The organism is Pseudocitrobacter sp. 73, from assembly GCF_008369545.1.
Taxonomy (GTDB): domain Bacteria; phylum Pseudomonadota; class Gammaproteobacteria; order Enterobacterales; family Enterobacteriaceae; genus Pseudocitrobacter; species Pseudocitrobacter vendiensis.
This window is the reverse complement of sequence record NZ_VTZO01000006.1, coordinates 77,788-92,716: the sequence shown is the minus strand read 5'-3', so window position 1 is coordinate 92,716 and position 14,929 is coordinate 77,788. Positions and strand designations below refer to the sequence as shown.

Annotated in this window: 23 protein-coding genes, 1 tRNA gene and 2 pseudogenes; 22 read left to right on the top strand and 4 right to left on the bottom strand. The window is 52.0% G+C overall.

All coding sequences use genetic code 11. The annotated features are described in order from the left end of the window. Positions 1-6: 6 nt before the first annotated feature. The 4 genes from F0Q32_RS26315 to F0Q32_RS05335 all read right to left on the bottom strand — a co-directional run bounded on the left by F0Q32_RS26315 (position 7) and on the right by F0Q32_RS05335 (position 2,205). Positions 7-213 carry a hypothetical protein gene (locus tag F0Q32_RS26315; protein WP_223145795.1) on the bottom strand — a complete coding sequence of 69 codons (207 nt, stop codon included), beginning with the start codon at positions 211-213 and terminating at the stop codon, positions 7-9. Positions 214-252: 39 nt separating this feature from the next. Beyond that, positions 253-540 (bottom strand): hypothetical protein, encoded by a 288-nt coding sequence (locus F0Q32_RS26310; protein ID WP_223145794.1) that lies wholly within the window; start codon positions 538-540, stop codon positions 253-255. Between the two features lie 168 nt (positions 541-708). Beyond that, on the bottom strand, positions 709-1,137 hold the full coding sequence (locus F0Q32_RS05340; protein WP_149462239.1) for an HNH endonuclease: 429 nt from the start codon (positions 1,135-1,137) through the stop codon (positions 709-711). A 435-nt stretch (positions 1,138-1,572) separates the two neighbouring features. Then, on the bottom strand, positions 1,573-2,205 hold the full coding sequence (locus tag F0Q32_RS05335; RefSeq protein ID WP_058657415.1) for a LexA family transcriptional regulator: 633 nt from the start codon (positions 2,203-2,205) through the stop codon (positions 1,573-1,575). A gap of 98 nt (positions 2,206-2,303) precedes the next feature. Between F0Q32_RS05335 and F0Q32_RS05330 the strand changes: the two genes are divergently transcribed. From F0Q32_RS05330 to F0Q32_RS05220, 22 genes and pseudogenes are all read left to right on the top strand, one after another. Then, positions 2,304-2,525 carry a helix-turn-helix domain-containing protein gene (locus tag F0Q32_RS05330; protein ID WP_023296412.1) on the top strand — a complete coding sequence of 74 codons (222 nt, stop codon included), beginning with the start codon at positions 2,304-2,306 and terminating at the stop codon, positions 2,523-2,525. A gap of 40 nt (positions 2,526-2,565) precedes the next feature. Further along, the gene (locus F0Q32_RS05325) at positions 2,566-2,787 is read left to right on the top strand and encodes a CII family transcriptional regulator (protein ID WP_149462238.1); all 222 of its coding nucleotides are present in this window, start codon (positions 2,566-2,568) and stop codon (positions 2,785-2,787) included. A 130-nt stretch (positions 2,788-2,917) separates the two neighbouring features. After that, complete coding sequence (locus tag F0Q32_RS05320; protein ID WP_063619687.1) at positions 2,918-3,646, top strand: helix-turn-helix domain-containing protein; 729 nt, start codon at positions 2,918-2,920, stop codon at positions 3,644-3,646. Next, positions 3,628-4,422: a replication protein P gene (locus F0Q32_RS05315; protein ID WP_188016831.1), complete on the top strand. Its 795-nt coding sequence runs from the start codon at positions 3,628-3,630 to the stop codon at positions 4,420-4,422. The genes F0Q32_RS05320 and F0Q32_RS05315 overlap by 19 nt, the downstream gene beginning before the upstream one ends. Continuing rightward, entirely contained in the window at positions 4,419-4,718 is a 300-nt protein-coding gene (locus tag F0Q32_RS05310; RefSeq protein WP_149462236.1) for a protein ren, read from the top strand. The genes F0Q32_RS05315 and F0Q32_RS05310 overlap by 4 nt, the downstream gene beginning before the upstream one ends. Beyond that, positions 4,715-4,906 (top strand): DUF1382 family protein, encoded by a 192-nt coding sequence (locus F0Q32_RS05305; protein WP_149462235.1) that lies wholly within the window; start codon positions 4,715-4,717, stop codon positions 4,904-4,906. Before F0Q32_RS05310 ends, F0Q32_RS05305 begins: the two co-directional genes overlap by 4 nt. A gap of 203 nt (positions 4,907-5,109) precedes the next feature. Further along, positions 5,110-5,346 (top strand): annotated as a pseudogene (locus tag F0Q32_RS26750) (ead/Ea22-like family protein); the annotation flags it as partial. A gap of 271 nt (positions 5,347-5,617) precedes the next feature. Further along, on the top strand, positions 5,618-6,394 hold the full coding sequence (locus F0Q32_RS26435; RefSeq protein ID WP_255475156.1) for a DUF551 domain-containing protein: 777 nt from the start codon (positions 5,618-5,620) through the stop codon (positions 6,392-6,394). 271 nt (positions 6,395-6,665) lie between these two features. Continuing rightward, positions 6,666-7,217 (top strand): antA/AntB antirepressor family protein, encoded by a 552-nt coding sequence (locus F0Q32_RS26430; protein ID WP_255475155.1) that lies wholly within the window; start codon positions 6,666-6,668, stop codon positions 7,215-7,217. A gap of 198 nt (positions 7,218-7,415) precedes the next feature. Beyond that, positions 7,416-7,870: pseudogene (locus tag F0Q32_RS05280) on the top strand (YbcN family protein). After that, a complete protein-coding gene (locus tag F0Q32_RS05275; RefSeq protein ID WP_149462234.1) occupies positions 7,870-8,538 on the top strand; it encodes a metallophosphoesterase in 669 nt (222 codons plus the stop codon). The pseudogene F0Q32_RS05280 and the gene F0Q32_RS05275 overlap by 1 nt, the downstream one beginning before the upstream one ends. Next, entirely contained in the window at positions 8,531-9,172 is a 642-nt protein-coding gene (locus tag F0Q32_RS05270; protein WP_149462233.1) for a recombination protein NinG, read from the top strand. The genes F0Q32_RS05275 and F0Q32_RS05270 overlap by 8 nt, the downstream gene beginning before the upstream one ends. Then, the gene (locus tag F0Q32_RS26095) at positions 9,169-9,279 is read left to right on the top strand and encodes a hypothetical protein (protein ID WP_188016830.1); all 111 of its coding nucleotides are present in this window, start codon (positions 9,169-9,171) and stop codon (positions 9,277-9,279) included. Before F0Q32_RS05270 ends, F0Q32_RS26095 begins: the two co-directional genes overlap by 4 nt. Further along, entirely contained in the window at positions 9,279-10,043 is a 765-nt protein-coding gene (locus F0Q32_RS05265; protein ID WP_149462232.1) for an antitermination protein, read from the top strand. The genes F0Q32_RS26095 and F0Q32_RS05265 overlap by 1 nt, the downstream gene beginning before the upstream one ends. 241 nt (positions 10,044-10,284) lie before the next feature. Continuing rightward, positions 10,285-10,360 (top strand) — tRNA-Arg (locus F0Q32_RS05260). 165 nt (positions 10,361-10,525) lie between these two features. Continuing rightward, positions 10,526-10,831 carry a phage holin family protein gene (locus F0Q32_RS05255; protein ID WP_129318762.1) on the top strand — a complete coding sequence of 102 codons (306 nt, stop codon included), beginning with the start codon at positions 10,526-10,528 and terminating at the stop codon, positions 10,829-10,831. Beyond that, the gene (locus F0Q32_RS05250; protein WP_023330224.1) at positions 10,818-11,258 is read left to right on the top strand and encodes a lysozyme; all 441 of its coding nucleotides are present in this window, start codon (positions 10,818-10,820) and stop codon (positions 11,256-11,258) included. Before F0Q32_RS05255 ends, F0Q32_RS05250 begins: the two co-directional genes overlap by 14 nt. Continuing rightward, positions 11,255-11,728 (top strand): lysis protein, encoded by a 474-nt coding sequence (locus F0Q32_RS05245; RefSeq protein ID WP_149462231.1) that lies wholly within the window; start codon positions 11,255-11,257, stop codon positions 11,726-11,728. The genes F0Q32_RS05250 and F0Q32_RS05245 overlap by 4 nt, the downstream gene beginning before the upstream one ends. Before the next feature lie 61 nt (positions 11,729-11,789). Further along, entirely contained in the window at positions 11,790-12,173 is a 384-nt protein-coding gene (locus F0Q32_RS05240) for a hypothetical protein (RefSeq protein WP_045889172.1), read from the top strand. Between the two features lie 151 nt (positions 12,174-12,324). After that, positions 12,325-12,543, top strand: coding sequence for a hypothetical protein (locus F0Q32_RS05235; protein WP_149462230.1), 219 nt, complete (start codon positions 12,325-12,327; stop codon positions 12,541-12,543). A gap of 165 nt (positions 12,544-12,708) precedes the next feature. Further along, entirely contained in the window at positions 12,709-13,359 is a 651-nt protein-coding gene (locus F0Q32_RS05225; RefSeq protein ID WP_149462229.1) for a hypothetical protein, read from the top strand. Then, positions 13,356-14,927, top strand: coding sequence for a terminase (locus F0Q32_RS05220; protein ID WP_149462228.1), 1,572 nt, complete (start codon positions 13,356-13,358; stop codon positions 14,925-14,927). The genes F0Q32_RS05225 and F0Q32_RS05220 overlap by 4 nt, the downstream gene beginning before the upstream one ends. Positions 14,928-14,929 lie beyond the last annotated feature (2 nt).

The following is a 14,929-nucleotide window of genomic DNA, read 5'->3' as shown; positions in this document are numbered from 1 at the left end:
GGGTCTTCAGAAATAGTCTTTATGGTCGTGCATCGCTCGCTGGAGGATCACCTTTGCATCTTCAAAGCTGGAAGATTCAAAAGCCTCTCTTATGGCCTTAGCCAGGCAAGTCGCATCGCTTTCATAGTCATCAGCTCTGCTTTCCCAGTTTGATGCCTCTTCTTCAGCCTCATAAAGGCGATCGCCATACTCGCACTCGAGTTCCTTGCGCACTTCATCACGAAGCTTCTCCTTGATAATTTCGGAGGCTTCTTAGATCGGCATTGTTTCCAGAATCGTCTCTGGCTGATGAGTGCCGTATTTCAGTGAGATGTCAGTAGCAAACATGCAACCTCCAAAAAAATGCCCGCGCGCTGGCGGGCCAAGAAGACTTTTCCAATCCAACCAGAACAGGATCATCGTCTCCTGTGCGGTTGAGATGGCAGTATTACCATCACCAAGCATCGGCGCCCGGTGCTTGAGGTTGGCTCTGTCGTTACCCGCTGATGCGGGAGAAATGCTTTGGTGATTGGATGGCCGGTGCTGAACTACTCCCGGCATTGATGATTTCTCGCTGGGTAAACCTGCCTCTCACCACTTTGCGAACCGTGCCCAGGCAGCTTGAGCATCATCATCTTGACGTCTCAGCGCATCAGCCTGCGCATTCATCCAATCCAAAAACATTCCCTGTTTTGGTCAGCGCCAACTCCCTGCCAGTGTTGCCCGTTCTCACGAGCGCCATCTTTCTCCGCGCTGAATCCTACTTATTTGCTTTTGGCTTACATGAAATTTCATTGCCAGCTCAGCTTGTGTACACTTCCCTTTCATTTCCCTAATGATCTCCACATCCCGTAGTTTTAATTTCGCTTGGTGATTTTTCTCACCAGGTCGCTTAGAACTACGCCCACGGGAAATCATGTCATTCATGTTTTCCTGTTGTGTGCCGGACTCTAAATGTTCAGGGTTGATGCAGCGTGGGTTATCACATTTGTGCCGTACAACAAGACCCTCCAAATCTGCCGGTTTCAGGTTATTTGCTTCCATAAAGACCACGCGATGAAGGCTTGTTGTACGTCCCTGATACCTGACAACAACATATCCTCCGCCCCTGATACTTCTTGTGCGACCATGATCCTGGCAAGGTGTATTAAGTTTCATATTCCTCCCATTTTCTTTACCGCTACCCCATCATGAGGAGACACTGGTAAAGATTCCCCGATGTTCGGGAACTGAGCAGCAAACCATTCCGGTGCGGAGTCCTCTTCGTGTGCTATACCCGCCACGCGTTACACACCTGCCTCAATCCCATTGGGCGCCATTTCAATTTGCCAGGAGCGCTCCGGGTGATTTGCTGCTTGACTGAATTCTTAATGAGCAGGCGACTTGCTGTCCGCCGCTGGCTAACTTCGCTCAGCTGTCGATGTTTTGTTTCGATGGGTTAAAGATACAGATAAAACTGTATTATCGTCAACAGACAAAACTGTATTTAATGGCGTAAAATACATATGTTTCTGTATTTGATTGAAAAATATTTTTGTTCAGACGAAAAAAAACCGGCAGAAGCCGGTGATTTTTTATAGGAGGGAAGGTCTGCTATCGCTTTCTGCGGTAGATGCGATGCTCAATCATAACGCCAATGATGGTCAATGGCTGGTGATCACTGTTAATGACAGGGTAATCATCATTTAGGGGGACTAATTCAAAGTGCTGGCATCCCATGGGGTCAATGTATGTTGGGCGATATTTTTTGAAAGTTGCCTGCGCTCCGCCGTTCCTTGCCACAACAAACTCCCCGGGAGTTGGCTCAACCTCGGGATCAACGATGATAATGTCCCCGGCCTTGAAATCAGGCTCCATCGAATCACCTTCTATGCGCAGCGCGAAGGTATATTCAGAAATATCAGAGTCCGTGAGGATGTACTCGAGATTCCCGTCGAAAGCCTCAATGGGATTTTTTTCGGCTAATGCGCCTGCCTGAACATAGCTTATCAACGGAACTCTCCTGCTGTTAACCTCTGCCACCGGCATAAAAGCGCCGCCATTCATCAGCCAGTCAGCATCGGATTTCAGAGCCTTGGCTATACCAATTATATTCCGTGGCTTAAGTGTTTTCCCATCTTCAATGCTCTGCCAAGATTGCTGCCGTATACCGGCCATTTCAGCTGCTTCTGCCTGGGTTAACCCCAGCTCAATTCTCTTCTGCTTTACGCGGTCCGCAAGGCTCATAAATACCTCTCTCTGTCCTCCCTGATAATCACAGTTAAAACTGTAATTGACAAACAGAAATAACTGTCAGAGAATACAGATAAAACTGTGGAGGAGATATGGAAACAATTTCTCAACGACTCAAGCAAAAACGTGAAGAGATGAATCTGTCTCAGGATCAGCTGGCGAAGCTGGCAGGAATGAAACAGCAATCTCTGCAGGCCATTGAGGCCGGGACAACAAAGCGCCCACGTTACCTGGTTGAGCTGGCGCGCGCCCTTAAGTGCGAGCCTGAATGGCTTCTCTTTGGCGACGAGCCAAATAAATCAACAGCCGCATGACCGGCGGCCATAACCAATTAAATCAGAGGAAGTATCGCAAATGGAAACCTTAACGACACGCAACAAAGCGGAGGCACGACGAATTGAGAGTTGGTTACACCGTCAGATTGCAGAGCTGGGAACAACCCGTATCGCCGAGGTTATCGGGGTCAACAAATCAACCGTAAGCCGGTGGCGGGAAAACCTGGTTCCGAACATGTCGCTGCTGCTGGCCATCCTGATTTCGAACCGGGATGGAGTGAAGGGAGATTTTGAAGCATGAACGCAGAAAGGGCGAAAGCCGCGGTGCGCGAACACCAACGGCTTTCAGGTGCAATAAACGTCAGTCAATTGCGAGGCAATTATGCCAAGTAAATCGAAGAGAGTAAACAAACCGGAGGTAGCACGTGAGCATGTCACTTATGGCGAAAGCAATGGGGGTCAAAGTGGGAAACTCACTGCGTAAGCTCGTCCTGATTAAGCTGGCTGATAACGCCAACGACAAAGGCGAATGCTGGCCTTCGTATCAACACATCGCCGACCAATGCGAATGCAGCCGAACGGCTGTTCGTAACCATATTGATGCGCTTGAAGAAATGGGTCTTATCAAGCGTGAGAACCGTGTCGGCGTCAACAACGGAAAAGGAAACACGTCAAATGTGTATTACCTGAAATTAGATGCCACCCCTATGCCATTAAATGGCACAGGGGTATGCCACGACGAAGCACACCCTATGCCACCAGATGGCACACCCCCTGTGCCACCAGATGGCACCAGAACCAGTCACTCTTTTGAACCAGTCACTGAACCTAACTCTCTCTCTGGGCGCGAAGGTTTTATGAGCGAATCCGCTAAGCGGCGGATCGGGATTTCACCAAACGGGGAGATTCCATTCCCGCCCCTGTTTAAGCCATCAGCAGATCACATTGCCATGGCTGCCGAGAAGGGGGTGAGCATTGAAACTGAGCTGCTGAACTTCCGGGACTATCACCTTTCCCGTGGCACGCAGCTAATCGACTGGAATTCGGCTTTCAGAGTCTGGATCCGGAATGCCAGGGTTAACCCGCTGGCTAAGCGTGGTCGTGCCGAGCAGGAAACGCCTCACTGGAACAGCCGCGAGGGATGGGAGGACTTCCTGTGAATAATCAGATTATGCAAGCCGTTAACGGCCGTGATGGCGCGCTACTTTCCAGAATGGCGAACGGAAGTACCGACCAGCAGAAGGTTATCAACCATGAGGCTGAGGGGCTTGTTGATTCTCTCTTTCGGCAGCTGAAGCAGATTTTCCCTGCGTCTACGCAGACAAACCTGAAAACTGACGCAGACGAGAAAACGGCAAAGCGTCAGTGGATCGCAGCGTTTTCAGAGAATGGGATCCGCACTCGCGAACAACTTTCCGCTGGTGTGCGTCATGCCCGCGCCAGTGAATCACCTTTCTGGCCGTCGCCTGGGCAATTCATCAAATGGTGCAAGGATAGCGGCACGGTGCTTGGCATTGGCCTGGCTGATGTGATGAATGAGTTCCATCGTTATAGCCGCGAAAAAGGGCTGCATACCGGCGGAGCAGAAGCTTTCCCGTGGTCTCATGACGTCATGTACTGGATTGTGACCGATACGCGCAGAGCGATGTACCAGCGCCAGCTGAGCGAGGCTGAAACTGAAAAATACGCGTCAAAAAAACTTGAGGAATGGGCGCTGAAAGTTGCTGGTGGGGAAAAAATACCATCTCCCGTCCTGGCGCTCGAGAATTCTGATGAAGTGATCCCGACAAATCACGTGAGCCGTCAGGCCGGTTATCACCCGGAAGGAAAAAGCTTCGGGTGCATGCCAAACGCAGCGACTCTCGGAGCTCTAACCCCGGCCCAATGGCTTTGGGAAGAGTATCAGCGCGGGAAAGAGAGAGGGCTTATCCAATGAAAGGCAAACAGGCAATTCTGCGTTATCTCGAAACGCACCGGACCTTCACCGCGAAGGATGTGGCCACAGATTGCGGCATGACCATCAACTGCATCACGAAGAACGCCATCGATCTGGAGCGAGCACGAAAGATTGTGCGTGTCAGCAAGGTCTGGCGAACGGTGACTTATCGCCTGGCGACGTCGGAAGAGCAGGCAGGGACGTCGCGCAACTGTACCAACATGATTTTCAGTGAATGCCGCCAGAGTCCGGCTATGCGTCGGGTATTAGCGTTTTACGGGAGAACATCAGCATGAACAGAGCCTCACCCGTTGACTTGAGGAAAAGCATAGAAATTGCTACCAACCTCGCACATATCGGGATTCGCTTTGTGCCGATCCCGGTGGAGACCGAAGAAGAGTTCCAGACGCTGGCCGCCGAGCTATCTCGACGGCTTGAAAATATGGCAGTCGAAGCAGAAAAGCATGAAGGCGGTGCAGTATGAGCATGACAACAGAACTGGCGCAGCGTGAAAAATTCGAAGCGTGGGCAGAAGAAGCCAGCGCTTTACCATGGGGTTATTTAAAGAAACGACGCAATCCAAGCGGTGGCGGTTACTCAGTGCAGGTTTTCACTTATATGTGGACAGCATGGCAAGCGGCTAGCGCTGAGCTGGTAGAGGCGCTGGAAGCCAGAGATAAGCAGATTGCTGATAGTGAAAATCGAGTAGGCAAGCAGAACCGCCATGTTTGCGAGTTGTTTGATGATAACACCGCCTTACGCCAGCGGATTATTGAGCTGGAAGAGAAGCTCGAAACAGTCGACAAGTTGCAGGACAGCGCCTTTCGTCATGGTCTTCAGCATGGCTTCAGTTTAGGTCAAACGGATAATCAGGCTGGATTTGAAGAGTGCTTATCTGCCTATGGCACCGGTAAAGGAGAGTGAATGTGAAAAATTATCTCAGCAATTTAGCCAGCATGCTTCAGGGGATTGCAGGTGTCATTTCAGACGGCGAGCGGGTGCAGAAAGAGTGCCCTGCGCACTTAAAGTCAGCACTACTCGAGGCTTCTCACGCGCTAGATGGTCAATCGGTCAGGGTCAATTATCCGCCTAATGGAAAGCCTGAAATTGTTAATGCCCGCGGACACCATCGACCGCTTACCTTCCGGGAACGAGTGGCAATCCGCTTACTTGGTGGCAGGACGGAGATTCGCCCATGAGCACTATTACCAAAGAACTGGCAAAGCTGTTCAGAAAAATTACGAATTCTGAAATTGATGCGGAGGGAAACGCTCATGTTGTTTTATCTCCTGCTGATAGCCTCCTGATTAATAATGCGCGTATCGCGCTGGCATCGCTCGAAGCGGAGCCTGTGGCGTGGGCGCACAGATTAATCAACAAGCGTAACGGAGTCGTTCACCCTTGGGTTTACGGTAGCGCAGAGGCGTGTCCAAGCGAGGGGGATATCTTCAATATTGAGGTAATGCCGCTCTACACCGTCCATCCAGCGCCGGTATCTGTGCCCGATGCGATGGAAATGGATGATGACTTTGACAGCGCGTTTGAACACGGAAAAGCTGTCGGCTGGAACGCCTGCCGCGCCGCCATGCTCAACCATTCCGATGATGATCGCGATATGGTCGAACTTGTAAGGACTGCTTACAAGTTGCCATCCACGCGGTTTCAGCAGGTAGCTGACCTGTACGGGGTCACCTCGCCAACCGGCAGTGAAACGTCATTCACGTTTGATGCTTTTGAGGCCTCCAGTTTTGCCAAAAGCGGTTGGGCGGTGCAGGAATACGTCGAACTGGAGCGATATCAGGAGGCGGTGGCTGGCAACTCTCCGGCAATTCCGGATGGTTGGCAGTTGGTTCCGGTTGAGCCAACGAAAGAGATGATTGATGCCGGGTGGTTGCATTTTATTGGCACCAAAAACCCATCATATAAGGGAACTTACAAGGTCATGCTCGCAGCAGCACCGCAGCAGGAGTAATTGACACAAACAGATATCCGGGGCTATATTCCCTGTGCAGCCGCAAAATCGGTTGTCGGGATTGAGACCCCGGATATCTAAGAGACGCATAGCCGCGTTAGCGGTTTTTTTATGCGCTAAGCACAGCCACATTCGCGATTTATGGTGGGCTGTGTGGGGCAACCGAAAGGTTGGCCGGGTTCTCTTAGCCGGTAGTCTCAACCCTGCACAGTTCACCACCCAATGATTGAGACCAGACGGTGGTGATTATCCTGACTAAGAGGACATCACAATGACTTCTCAACTTATTCCCGTATTCAACGGCACCATCTCCAGCGAATCTGCTTTACTTGTCAACGCGCGAGATCTGCATGCTTTTCTCGGTGTTAAACGTGACTTTTCAACGTGGATAAAAAACCGAATCACTGAGTACGGATTTCTCATCGATGCCGATTATGTATTGGTTCACCAAAGCGGGGGGATCAATGTTGGGCGCGGTGGCGACCGCCGTAGCAAGGATTACCATCTCACCATCGACACTGCGAAAGAGTTGGCAATGGTTGAGCGCAACGAAAAAGGGCGGGAGATCCGCCGGTACTTCATCGAGTGTGAAAAACGCCTGACGCAGAAAACCACGCAACCAGCAACCCGTCCAGTCCACCGCCATAACGCACCAACATTCCGCTACATCATCACACTGACCTACAAAGATGTGGTGACCGGTCAGGAAGAAACTTTTCGTGGCGGGGCTAATTCACCAGGTGAAATCATTCAGGGCACAGCTAAGCGTTTCGGTATCTTCGTATCGGAGATGATTACCATGCCTGTCGGCGCATATTACTGATTTTTGATAATCACCAATCAAAACATCTGCTATAATCATGGGGTCAGCGGCCTGAACACCCGCTGATACCCAATCCCCAGCGTCGTGAAGAGGAAACCTCATGGCGCTGTATGAAGTTACAATCCGACCTCTTTCACAGATGCTTTCTGGCACCTGTGATTTTCTGCATTCTGCGTTTGGCCTCTGCGGAGGTGAAGCGTGAACATCCCTCAATGCGGTATCAAGCTGCACTCCGGTAATTTCGCCGCTATTGGCAAGCTCCTGCAAGAGCAGCTCGAATCTGGCCGCCCATTGCGTTTGCAGGTCAAAGAGTGGCGCGAGAAACGCAGCATCTCTCAGAACTCACTTTCCCATATGTGGTACCAGGAAATCAGCGAATACCTGATCGCTTCCGGTCGCACAGACGCCACCCCTGATTGGGTTAAGCGCAACCTCAAAAAGACCTACCTCGGATGCGAAGAAGTCACCTACACCGATTTCATAACCGGTACCAAAGAAACCACCTGGGAGCCTCGCCATACATCGCAACTTGATACCGGAGAAATGCAATCTTCCTGTGCAAAGTCGAAGCGTGGTGCGCTCAGTTTGGCCTGGCGCTGACGATTCCTAGCGGCTGCGAATTCCAGCAGTTGCGCGATAAGCAGGAGGCCTGATGAGTATTTATCAACGCATTAACGGTGCTGACTGGCGCAATATTTGGGTGGTTGGCGATCTGCATGGTTGCTACACAAACCTGATGGGCAAGCTGGAAGACCTAAACTTCGATCCGACTCATGACCTTCTTATATCCGTCGGTGACCTCATCGACCGCGGAGCCGAAAATGTCGAGTGCCTTGACCTGATTACTATGCCGTGGTTCCGAGCTGTGCGCGGCAACCATGAGCAGATGATGATTGATGGGCTATCTGAGTATGGGAACGTCAATCACTGGCTGGTAAATGGTGGTGGTTGGTTCTTCAATCTCGACTATGACAAAGAAGTGCTGGCAAAGGCGTTAGTGCATAAGGCCGCTGAACTTCCTCTGATCATCGAACTGGTGACCGGAAATCGCAAAGTGGTCATCTGCCATGCTGACTACCCGTACAACGAGTACGAGTTCGATAAGCCAGTGTCAGAGGAAATGGTAATTTGGAATCGTGAGAGAGTGAGCGATGCGATGGACGGAATCACCTCAGAAATAACCGGTGCTGACCTCTTCATTTTCGGGCATACCCCGGCGCGCCAGCCTCTGAAATATGCAAACCAGATGTACATCGATACCGGTGCTGTGTTCTGCGGAAACCTGACGCTGGTACAGGTTCAAGGTGGTGACCATGCGTAATCCAGCCCGCCGTAAGTGCAAAGTTTGTGATGAGTGGTTCGTGCCGAAATATCACGATATCCGGATCCGCTGGTGTTGCCAGGAGCATGGCGTCATCCTGGCAATTGAAGAGCGAGCCAAGGAGAAAGTGAAGGAAGCCGCAAAGCGTATCAAAGAGCAGAAAGAGGCCGAGAAGGCAGGGCGCAAGCGTCGCAAGGAGCGACTGGCAGAGCTACGTCCCGCCGGTTATTACAAGGCGCAGGCTCAACAAGCATTCAACGCCTTCATCCGTGCCAGAGATGTCGATCTTCCCTGCATCAGCTGCGGAGAGACAAATCCGCCTGATCTGCATGGCGGGCAGTGGGATTGCGGCCACTTCAAAACGGTTGGTGCTAACCCTGAGCTGCGCTTTGAAGAGCGCAATGCCCATAAACAATGCAAATCCTGCAATGCCGGTTCCGGCAAGTACACAGCTAAAGAGGCCACGGTAGCGAAGAACTATGAGTCCGGACTGATCGCTCGTTACGGGCAGGAGTATGTCGACTGGCTGAACGGGCCTCATAAAATGACCAATTACCGCCGCGATGACTTCATCCGGATCCGAGACGAGTACCGAGCAAAGCTGAAAGAGCTGAAACAGCAGGAGGCCGCATGACCCGCGACCAGATATCCCGATACCAGGCCGAAAGCGTCATGCGCGCCAGGATGCCGCCAGTAGCAAAGCACAGCCAGAACAAACAACCTCAGAAGGAAGCCGCTTAATGAACCTTGAGAACACGCTGAAGTTCCACTTCGCAAAATCAACCATGATCAGTGACTCTCCTCGCGCTACTGCGTCTGACTCTCTGACTGGTACGGACGTAATGGCAGCCATGGGGATGACTCAGGAACGAGCATCGATGGGATACAGCGCTTTCCTGGGGAAAATGGGTATCAGCACTCATGACCGAGATAAGGCGATCTCGCTGCTGGCAGAGTACGCGCTGACCAAATGTGACAAGGTGGCCGCGCTGCGCAAACTTGATTCTGATATTAAGCCAAAGGTCATGCAACTGCTCGCAACCTTTGCCTTTGAAGACTATTCCCGCAGCGCTGCCAGCACCCGTACATGCGACTGCTGCAATGGTGATCGCTTCGTTGAGGCTGAAGTCATGACCATGAAGTACATCGGTAGGCCGAATCTGAAAGAGAAGCGAGAGACCGTCAAAGTGCTGTGCCACAAATGCAAAGGGAAGGGCGTTATCAGCAACGCATGCCGCTGTAATGGGAAGGGTGTTGTCCTGGACGAAGAGAAAACCAAACAGCAAGGCGGCGTACCGGTACATAAAACCTGTTCCCGCTGTAATGGGCGAGGCTACTCCCGACTACTGCCGGAAAGCGTCCGCAAATTCATTAGCGATAACGTTATCGATATCCCGGAAACCACATGGCGCCGATCCTACAAAGACTTCTTCGAAAGCCTTGTAGGAGAGTGCATTAAGCAAGAAGAGTTTGCCAACAACATGCTAAAGAAAGTGACTCAGTGAGAAATATTTCCTACAGGATTAACTTTCTGTAGGAAATATATTTACAAAGTGGCGATATTTGGTTAATATCGATTATAACGATGGGTTAATGCCTTCGTTGAGGTGATGAAGTGCAAGATGACAGCGCTCATGAATCGGGGACATCGAAAGCCCAAAAGCTGAATTGTGTGGCGACAGCCAAAACGCGACTTGAGCCATCACCAAAAATCCAAGCCTGAGGTTCGCGCCTCGGGCTTTTTATTTGCCTGTAGCTCAGTGGAAAGAGCAACCGCCTTCTAAGCGGTTTGTCGCTGGTTCGAATCCAGCCAGGTGAGCCAAACCCAGCCAGGGTATTTACGGCCAGAGAGCCGGCATTGCCTTACCCTCATCTTCCCGGCCTGTCGCCGGGTTTTTTATTTGCGATGTCCGGTCGTTGTTTCCTGTCATCCTTCCACTCTACACAAACAGCACCCCGTTTTTTCGGAGGTGATATGGCTAAACGTATGCAAGATAAAGAAAGCATTGCCGGAGTGTCATGGCTGATTGTCCTTGCTCTGTCATGCTGGGGCGGCCTGGTCAGATACCTTATTGACGTGAAGCAGAACAAAGCCGCCTGGAGCTGGGTCAATGCGTTGGCGCAAATTGCAGTGTCCGGCTTTACCGGACTCATTGGTGGCCTAATCAGCGTAGAAAGTGGGCTGAGCCTTTACATGATTCTGGTTACGTCAGGCATTAGCGGGGCGATGGGCTCCGTGGCTCTGACCTATTTCTGGGAACGTCTGACGGGGATGAAGAATGCAAACCAGTGATAAAGGCATTGCCCTGATCAAGCAGTTCGAAGGCTGCAAGCTCACCGCGTATCAGGACAGCGTCGGAGTGTGGACGATCGGCTATGGCTGGACCAAGCCTGTCGACGGCAAACCGATCCGAGCCGGGATGACGATTAAGCAGGAAACTGCAGAACGCCTGCTGAAGACCGGGCTGGTCAGCTATGAAAACGACGTGTCCCGCCTGGTCAAAGTTGACCTGACTCAGGGGCAATTCGATGCTCTGGTGTCGTTCACTTACAACCTCGGCGCCCGGTCACTGTCGACATCGACCCTTCTGCGAAAACTCAACGCCGGTGATTACGCTGGTGCTGCTGATGAATTCCTGCGCTGGAATAAAGCTGGTGGCAAAGTCCTGAATGGGCTAACCCGTCGTCGTGAGGCGGAGCGTGCTCTGTTCCTGTCGTGATAGCGGCACTGGCAAAGCGTTATTGGTTGCAGCTGCTGGTGCTGGCGTTAATCGGCGTTCTGGCGTTCCTCGTTAACAAATACCGCGATAACGCCATCACCTACAAAGACCAGCGCGATAAGGCTACTGAGAAGCTAAGCCTGGCGAACGCCACTATCAAAGACATGCAGACTCGCCAGCGTGATGTCGCTGCACTGGATGCCAAATATACGAAGGAATTGTCTGATGCGAAAAAAACCATTAACGATTTGCGTCGGGATGTCGATTCTGGCGCTAAACGGCTGCGCATCGCCGCAACCTGCCCTGGAGTGTCCAAAGCCACCTCCGCCACCGGCGTGGATGATGCAGGAACCCCCGAACTTACTCCAGACGCTCGACGGAATTATTTCGATCACCGGGACGGAATCGAAACCGTTAACAAAATGATTCACGGCATGCAGGAATACATCGATACGCAGTGCCTGAAGTAACCAAGCCTCGCCATCGTGTGGGGCTTTTTGTTGTAACCAGAAGACGAAGAAGGAAGTAACAATGTTCACTGTAAAAACCATTATCAATGGTGTAACCCATATCTGCGAGTTGCCTACATTCACAGTAGCTAGACCTGACTCAGAACGATTTGACGACATCCTCAAGCTTACAAATGACCATTCTAACCCTGACTTTGCTATCTGGCTCCCGGATGTGTATGCCGACCCAGAGTGCAAACACGCACTCCAGGGAGAGGAGTTGATTGTCAGTGAGCGCGATGGCGTATTGGACCATGATGCCATCGCTGTCCTTATTGAAGACTTCGAAAGTCCTGAGCATGCAAAGAAGCGCGCCTTTGATGGCATCCGTTACCAGTTCATCTATCCGGGCGACCAGGTTTACGTGATGAACTCTCACGGCTCAACCATCGAAACTGTTAAGTAGGGCATTACAGGAGCCCTTCACTGAGGGGCTTCGATAATGATCTGTGTAACCCCGTAAGGATGGTGATCACATCTTGCTGACGGGTAAGCCGTAAGTGGCTAAGCACTTCTGAGAAGCAGGGCAACAGCTGCGACAAGGCAAAGAGGTAATCATGTCCGACATCTACCAAATCACGCTAACTACCCAAACAGGCGAAACCTTCACGGGCAAGATGTCACGACGTCAGCCTGAGCTGGTTAACGGCTTTGTACCGCTGGCGACCGAGACTGGGCAGTGGCTGTATTTCGCTCCTGCCGATGTAAAGCGAGTGGAGTTCACGCCAGTACCAGCAGAGGAAGACACCAATGGCGACGTGCAGACTGTCAGTTGAAATCAAGAGCAGGTGGTGGGTTCCTGTCTATCTCAGGACGCTGACACTGCTCTGCTTGATGATGCGGTGCGAGCCTGATTACCAAAAGGTGGGTAACTTCATCGTTAAGTATGGCATTAGCCAGAAGTTGAAGTATGAGCCTGTAAAGAGATAACGGAGTAACGAATGAGCAAACCGGACTGGGAGGCCATCGAGACGGCGTACCGGGCCGGAGTGATGTCCCTCCGAGAAATAGCATCACAACACGGCATCAGCGAAGGCGCTATCCGTAAGCGTGCCAAACGTGATGAATGGTCTCGTGACCTCAATGCGAAGGTGAAAGAGCGTGCAGACGATCTGGTACGCAAAGCCGAGGTACGCAAACAGGTACGCAGCGAAACGGTACTTTCTGAGCGCGTACTAATCGAGGCCACTGCCGAGGTGATTGCTACGGTGCGCATGGAGCATCGCGGTGACATACGGCGAGCCAGGGAGATCACCAATGCTCTGTTTGATGAGTTGGGCGCTGAGTGTGCGGACGTAGCTTCTCTTCGTAAGCTGGGCGAGCTGATGCTTGAGCCGGACGAGAATGGACGCGATAAGCTCAACGAGATTTACCACTCAATTATCAGCATGCCGGAACGAGTCAAAGCAGTGAAAGCGTTGAGTGATGCGATGAAAAACCTTGTCGGCCTTGAGCGCCAGGCATATGACATTGGCGAGAAAGAGCCTGCTAAGGACGTCACTCACAACGTAATGCTGGTACCAACCAGCGACAATGTGGATAGCTGGGAAGCTGCAGCACAGAAACAACAGAGCGAGGTTCTTGGTGGATGAATTACAAAGCCGTCTGGAAACCTTTGCCGGGATCGCAATCGCTCTCCCTTAGCTGTCCGTGTAACGAAGTCCTCTATGAAGGTACGCGCGGACCGGGTAAAACTGCCGCGCAGCTGGCGCGCTTTCGTCGCCTGGTTGGTCTGGGCTACGGCTCGTTCTGGCGCGGTGTCATTTTCGATACCGAGTATAAAAACCTCACCGACATCATCACCCAGTCGAAGCGTATGTATCGCCTATTTAATGACGGTGCGCGCTATCTGGCGTCAGCATCCGAGCTGCGCTGGGTATGGCCGACTGGAGAAGAACTCCTGTTTCGCTTCGGCAAGGAGGAGGGCGATTACTGGGATTATCACGGGCAGGAATTCCCGTTCATCGGTTTCAACGAACTGACCAAGCAGCAGTCATCTGAGTTTTACGAGATGATGTTTTCCTGCCGGCGCTCATCGTTCCGGCCAGAGAATTACCCGCTGGAAGATGGTTCATTACTTAAGCCGATCCCGCTGGAGACTTTCAGCACCACAAACCCGTTCGGCATCGGCCACACCTGGGTAAAAAAACGATTCATTGAGCCGGCGCCGCGCGGCACTATCATTCGCGAAACACAGAAGGTGTTCAACCCGCAGACCGAGCGTGAAGAGGACGTCACGCTTACCCGCGTTGCGATTCACGGCTCGTTCAAAGAGAACCCGTACCTCGATCCGCAGTACATCGCAACGCTGATGGCCATCAAAGACCCGAATCGCCGTAAGGCGTGGGTTGATGGCTCGTGGGATGTTACCAGCGGCGGACGTTTCGACCATCTGTGGAATGCCTCGCATCATGTCATCAAGCCATTCCGCATACCGGATAGCTGGACGGTCGACCGCTCGCATGACTGGGGCGAATCGAAACCGTTTTCCAACCTCTGGTGGGCACGATCCGACGGAACCGCCGCAGAGCTGCCTGATGGTCGCCAGTTCTGCCCGCCAGCCGGGTCGCTGATCCTGATTGGCGAGTGGTATGGCTGTCCACCTGACGAGCTGAACAAAGGGCTCAATATGAGCTCGACAAACGTCGCCAAGGGTGTGGCCTGGATTGATAAGCGGCTGATGGGCGAAGAGCTGCCTGAACCTGAAGAGATAAAACTCAATGGGATAACTCAGGGGCAACTGAACATCATGCCCGGTATCTGCAAAAAGGTTGTGCCGGGCCCAGCTGACGGTGCCATCTACAACACTGGCGATGACGAGCTCTCTATTGCCCAGAAGATGGAATCGCAGGGCGTTAAGTGGGTTCCATCCAACAAGAAACCGGGATCGCGCGTAAACGGATCGGCCCTCTTTGCTGACATGCTGGAGGCCGTCCTTGAGGGTAAGAAGCTGGAATCTGGTGTACCTGAGAAACCAGCATTCTACGTCTTCGACTATTGCCGCGGCTGGATAAGCCGTGTTCCGGTGCTCGTTCGCGACAGTAAGAACCCTGATGACGTAGACACTCAGCAGGAAGATCACGACTGGGATGGCACTCGATATGCCGTCCTGCATTCACCGCCGAAGAAAGTCGGCAAAGTCACCAACCTACGGATGTAACT

What these genes read in the sequence shown, in the direction of transcription:
- F0Q32_RS26310 (WP_223145794.1), bottom strand. Translation starts at nt 540, where the DNA reads ATGCCGGGAGTAGTTCAGCACCGGCCATCCAATCACCAAAGCATTTCT.
- F0Q32_RS05320 (WP_063619687.1), top strand. Translation starts at nt 2,918, where the DNA reads ATGTCACTTATGGCGAAAGCAATGGGGGTCAAAGTGGGAAACTCACTG.
- F0Q32_RS05250 (WP_023330224.1), top strand. Translation starts at nt 10,818, where the DNA reads ATGCAAACCAGTGATAAAGGCATTGCCCTGATCAAGCAGTTCGAAGGC.
- F0Q32_RS05330 (WP_023296412.1), top strand. Translation starts at nt 2,304, where the DNA reads ATGGAAACAATTTCTCAACGACTCAAGCAAAAACGTGAAGAGATGAAT.
- F0Q32_RS05315 (WP_188016831.1), top strand. Translation starts at nt 3,628, where the DNA reads ATGGGAGGACTTCCTGTGAATAATCAGATTATGCAAGCCGTTAACGGC.
- F0Q32_RS05325 (WP_149462238.1), top strand. Translation starts at nt 2,566, where the DNA reads ATGGAAACCTTAACGACACGCAACAAAGCGGAGGCACGACGAATTGAG.
- F0Q32_RS05270 (WP_149462233.1), top strand. Translation starts at nt 8,531, where the DNA reads ATGCGTAATCCAGCCCGCCGTAAGTGCAAAGTTTGTGATGAGTGGTTC.
- F0Q32_RS05305 (WP_149462235.1), top strand. Translation starts at nt 4,715, where the DNA reads ATGAACAGAGCCTCACCCGTTGACTTGAGGAAAAGCATAGAAATTGCT.
- F0Q32_RS26095 (WP_188016830.1), top strand. Translation starts at nt 9,169, where the DNA reads ATGACCCGCGACCAGATATCCCGATACCAGGCCGAAAGCGTCATGCGC.
- F0Q32_RS26430 (WP_255475155.1), top strand. Translation starts at nt 6,666, where the DNA reads ATGACTTCTCAACTTATTCCCGTATTCAACGGCACCATCTCCAGCGAA.
- F0Q32_RS05225 (WP_149462229.1), top strand. Translation starts at nt 12,709, where the DNA reads ATGAGCAAACCGGACTGGGAGGCCATCGAGACGGCGTACCGGGCCGGA.
- F0Q32_RS05335 (WP_058657415.1), bottom strand. Translation starts at nt 2,205, where the DNA reads ATGAGCCTTGCGGACCGCGTAAAGCAGAAGAGAATTGAGCTGGGGTTA.
- F0Q32_RS05275 (WP_149462234.1), top strand. Translation starts at nt 7,870, where the DNA reads ATGAGTATTTATCAACGCATTAACGGTGCTGACTGGCGCAATATTTGG.
- F0Q32_RS05265 (WP_149462232.1), top strand. Translation starts at nt 9,279, where the DNA reads ATGAACCTTGAGAACACGCTGAAGTTCCACTTCGCAAAATCAACCATG.
- F0Q32_RS05310 (WP_149462236.1), top strand. Translation starts at nt 4,419, where the DNA reads ATGAAAGGCAAACAGGCAATTCTGCGTTATCTCGAAACGCACCGGACC.
- F0Q32_RS05220 (WP_149462228.1), top strand. Translation starts at nt 13,356, where the DNA reads ATGAATTACAAAGCCGTCTGGAAACCTTTGCCGGGATCGCAATCGCTC.
- F0Q32_RS05255 (WP_129318762.1), top strand. Translation starts at nt 10,526, where the DNA reads ATGCAAGATAAAGAAAGCATTGCCGGAGTGTCATGGCTGATTGTCCTT.
- F0Q32_RS05235 (WP_149462230.1), top strand. Translation starts at nt 12,325, where the DNA reads ATGTCCGACATCTACCAAATCACGCTAACTACCCAAACAGGCGAAACC.
- F0Q32_RS05340 (WP_149462239.1), bottom strand. Translation starts at nt 1,137, where the DNA reads ATGAAACTTAATACACCTTGCCAGGATCATGGTCGCACAAGAAGTATC.
- F0Q32_RS26435 (WP_255475156.1), top strand. Translation starts at nt 5,618, where the DNA reads ATGAGCACTATTACCAAAGAACTGGCAAAGCTGTTCAGAAAAATTACG.
- F0Q32_RS05240 (WP_045889172.1), top strand. Translation starts at nt 11,790, where the DNA reads ATGTTCACTGTAAAAACCATTATCAATGGTGTAACCCATATCTGCGAG.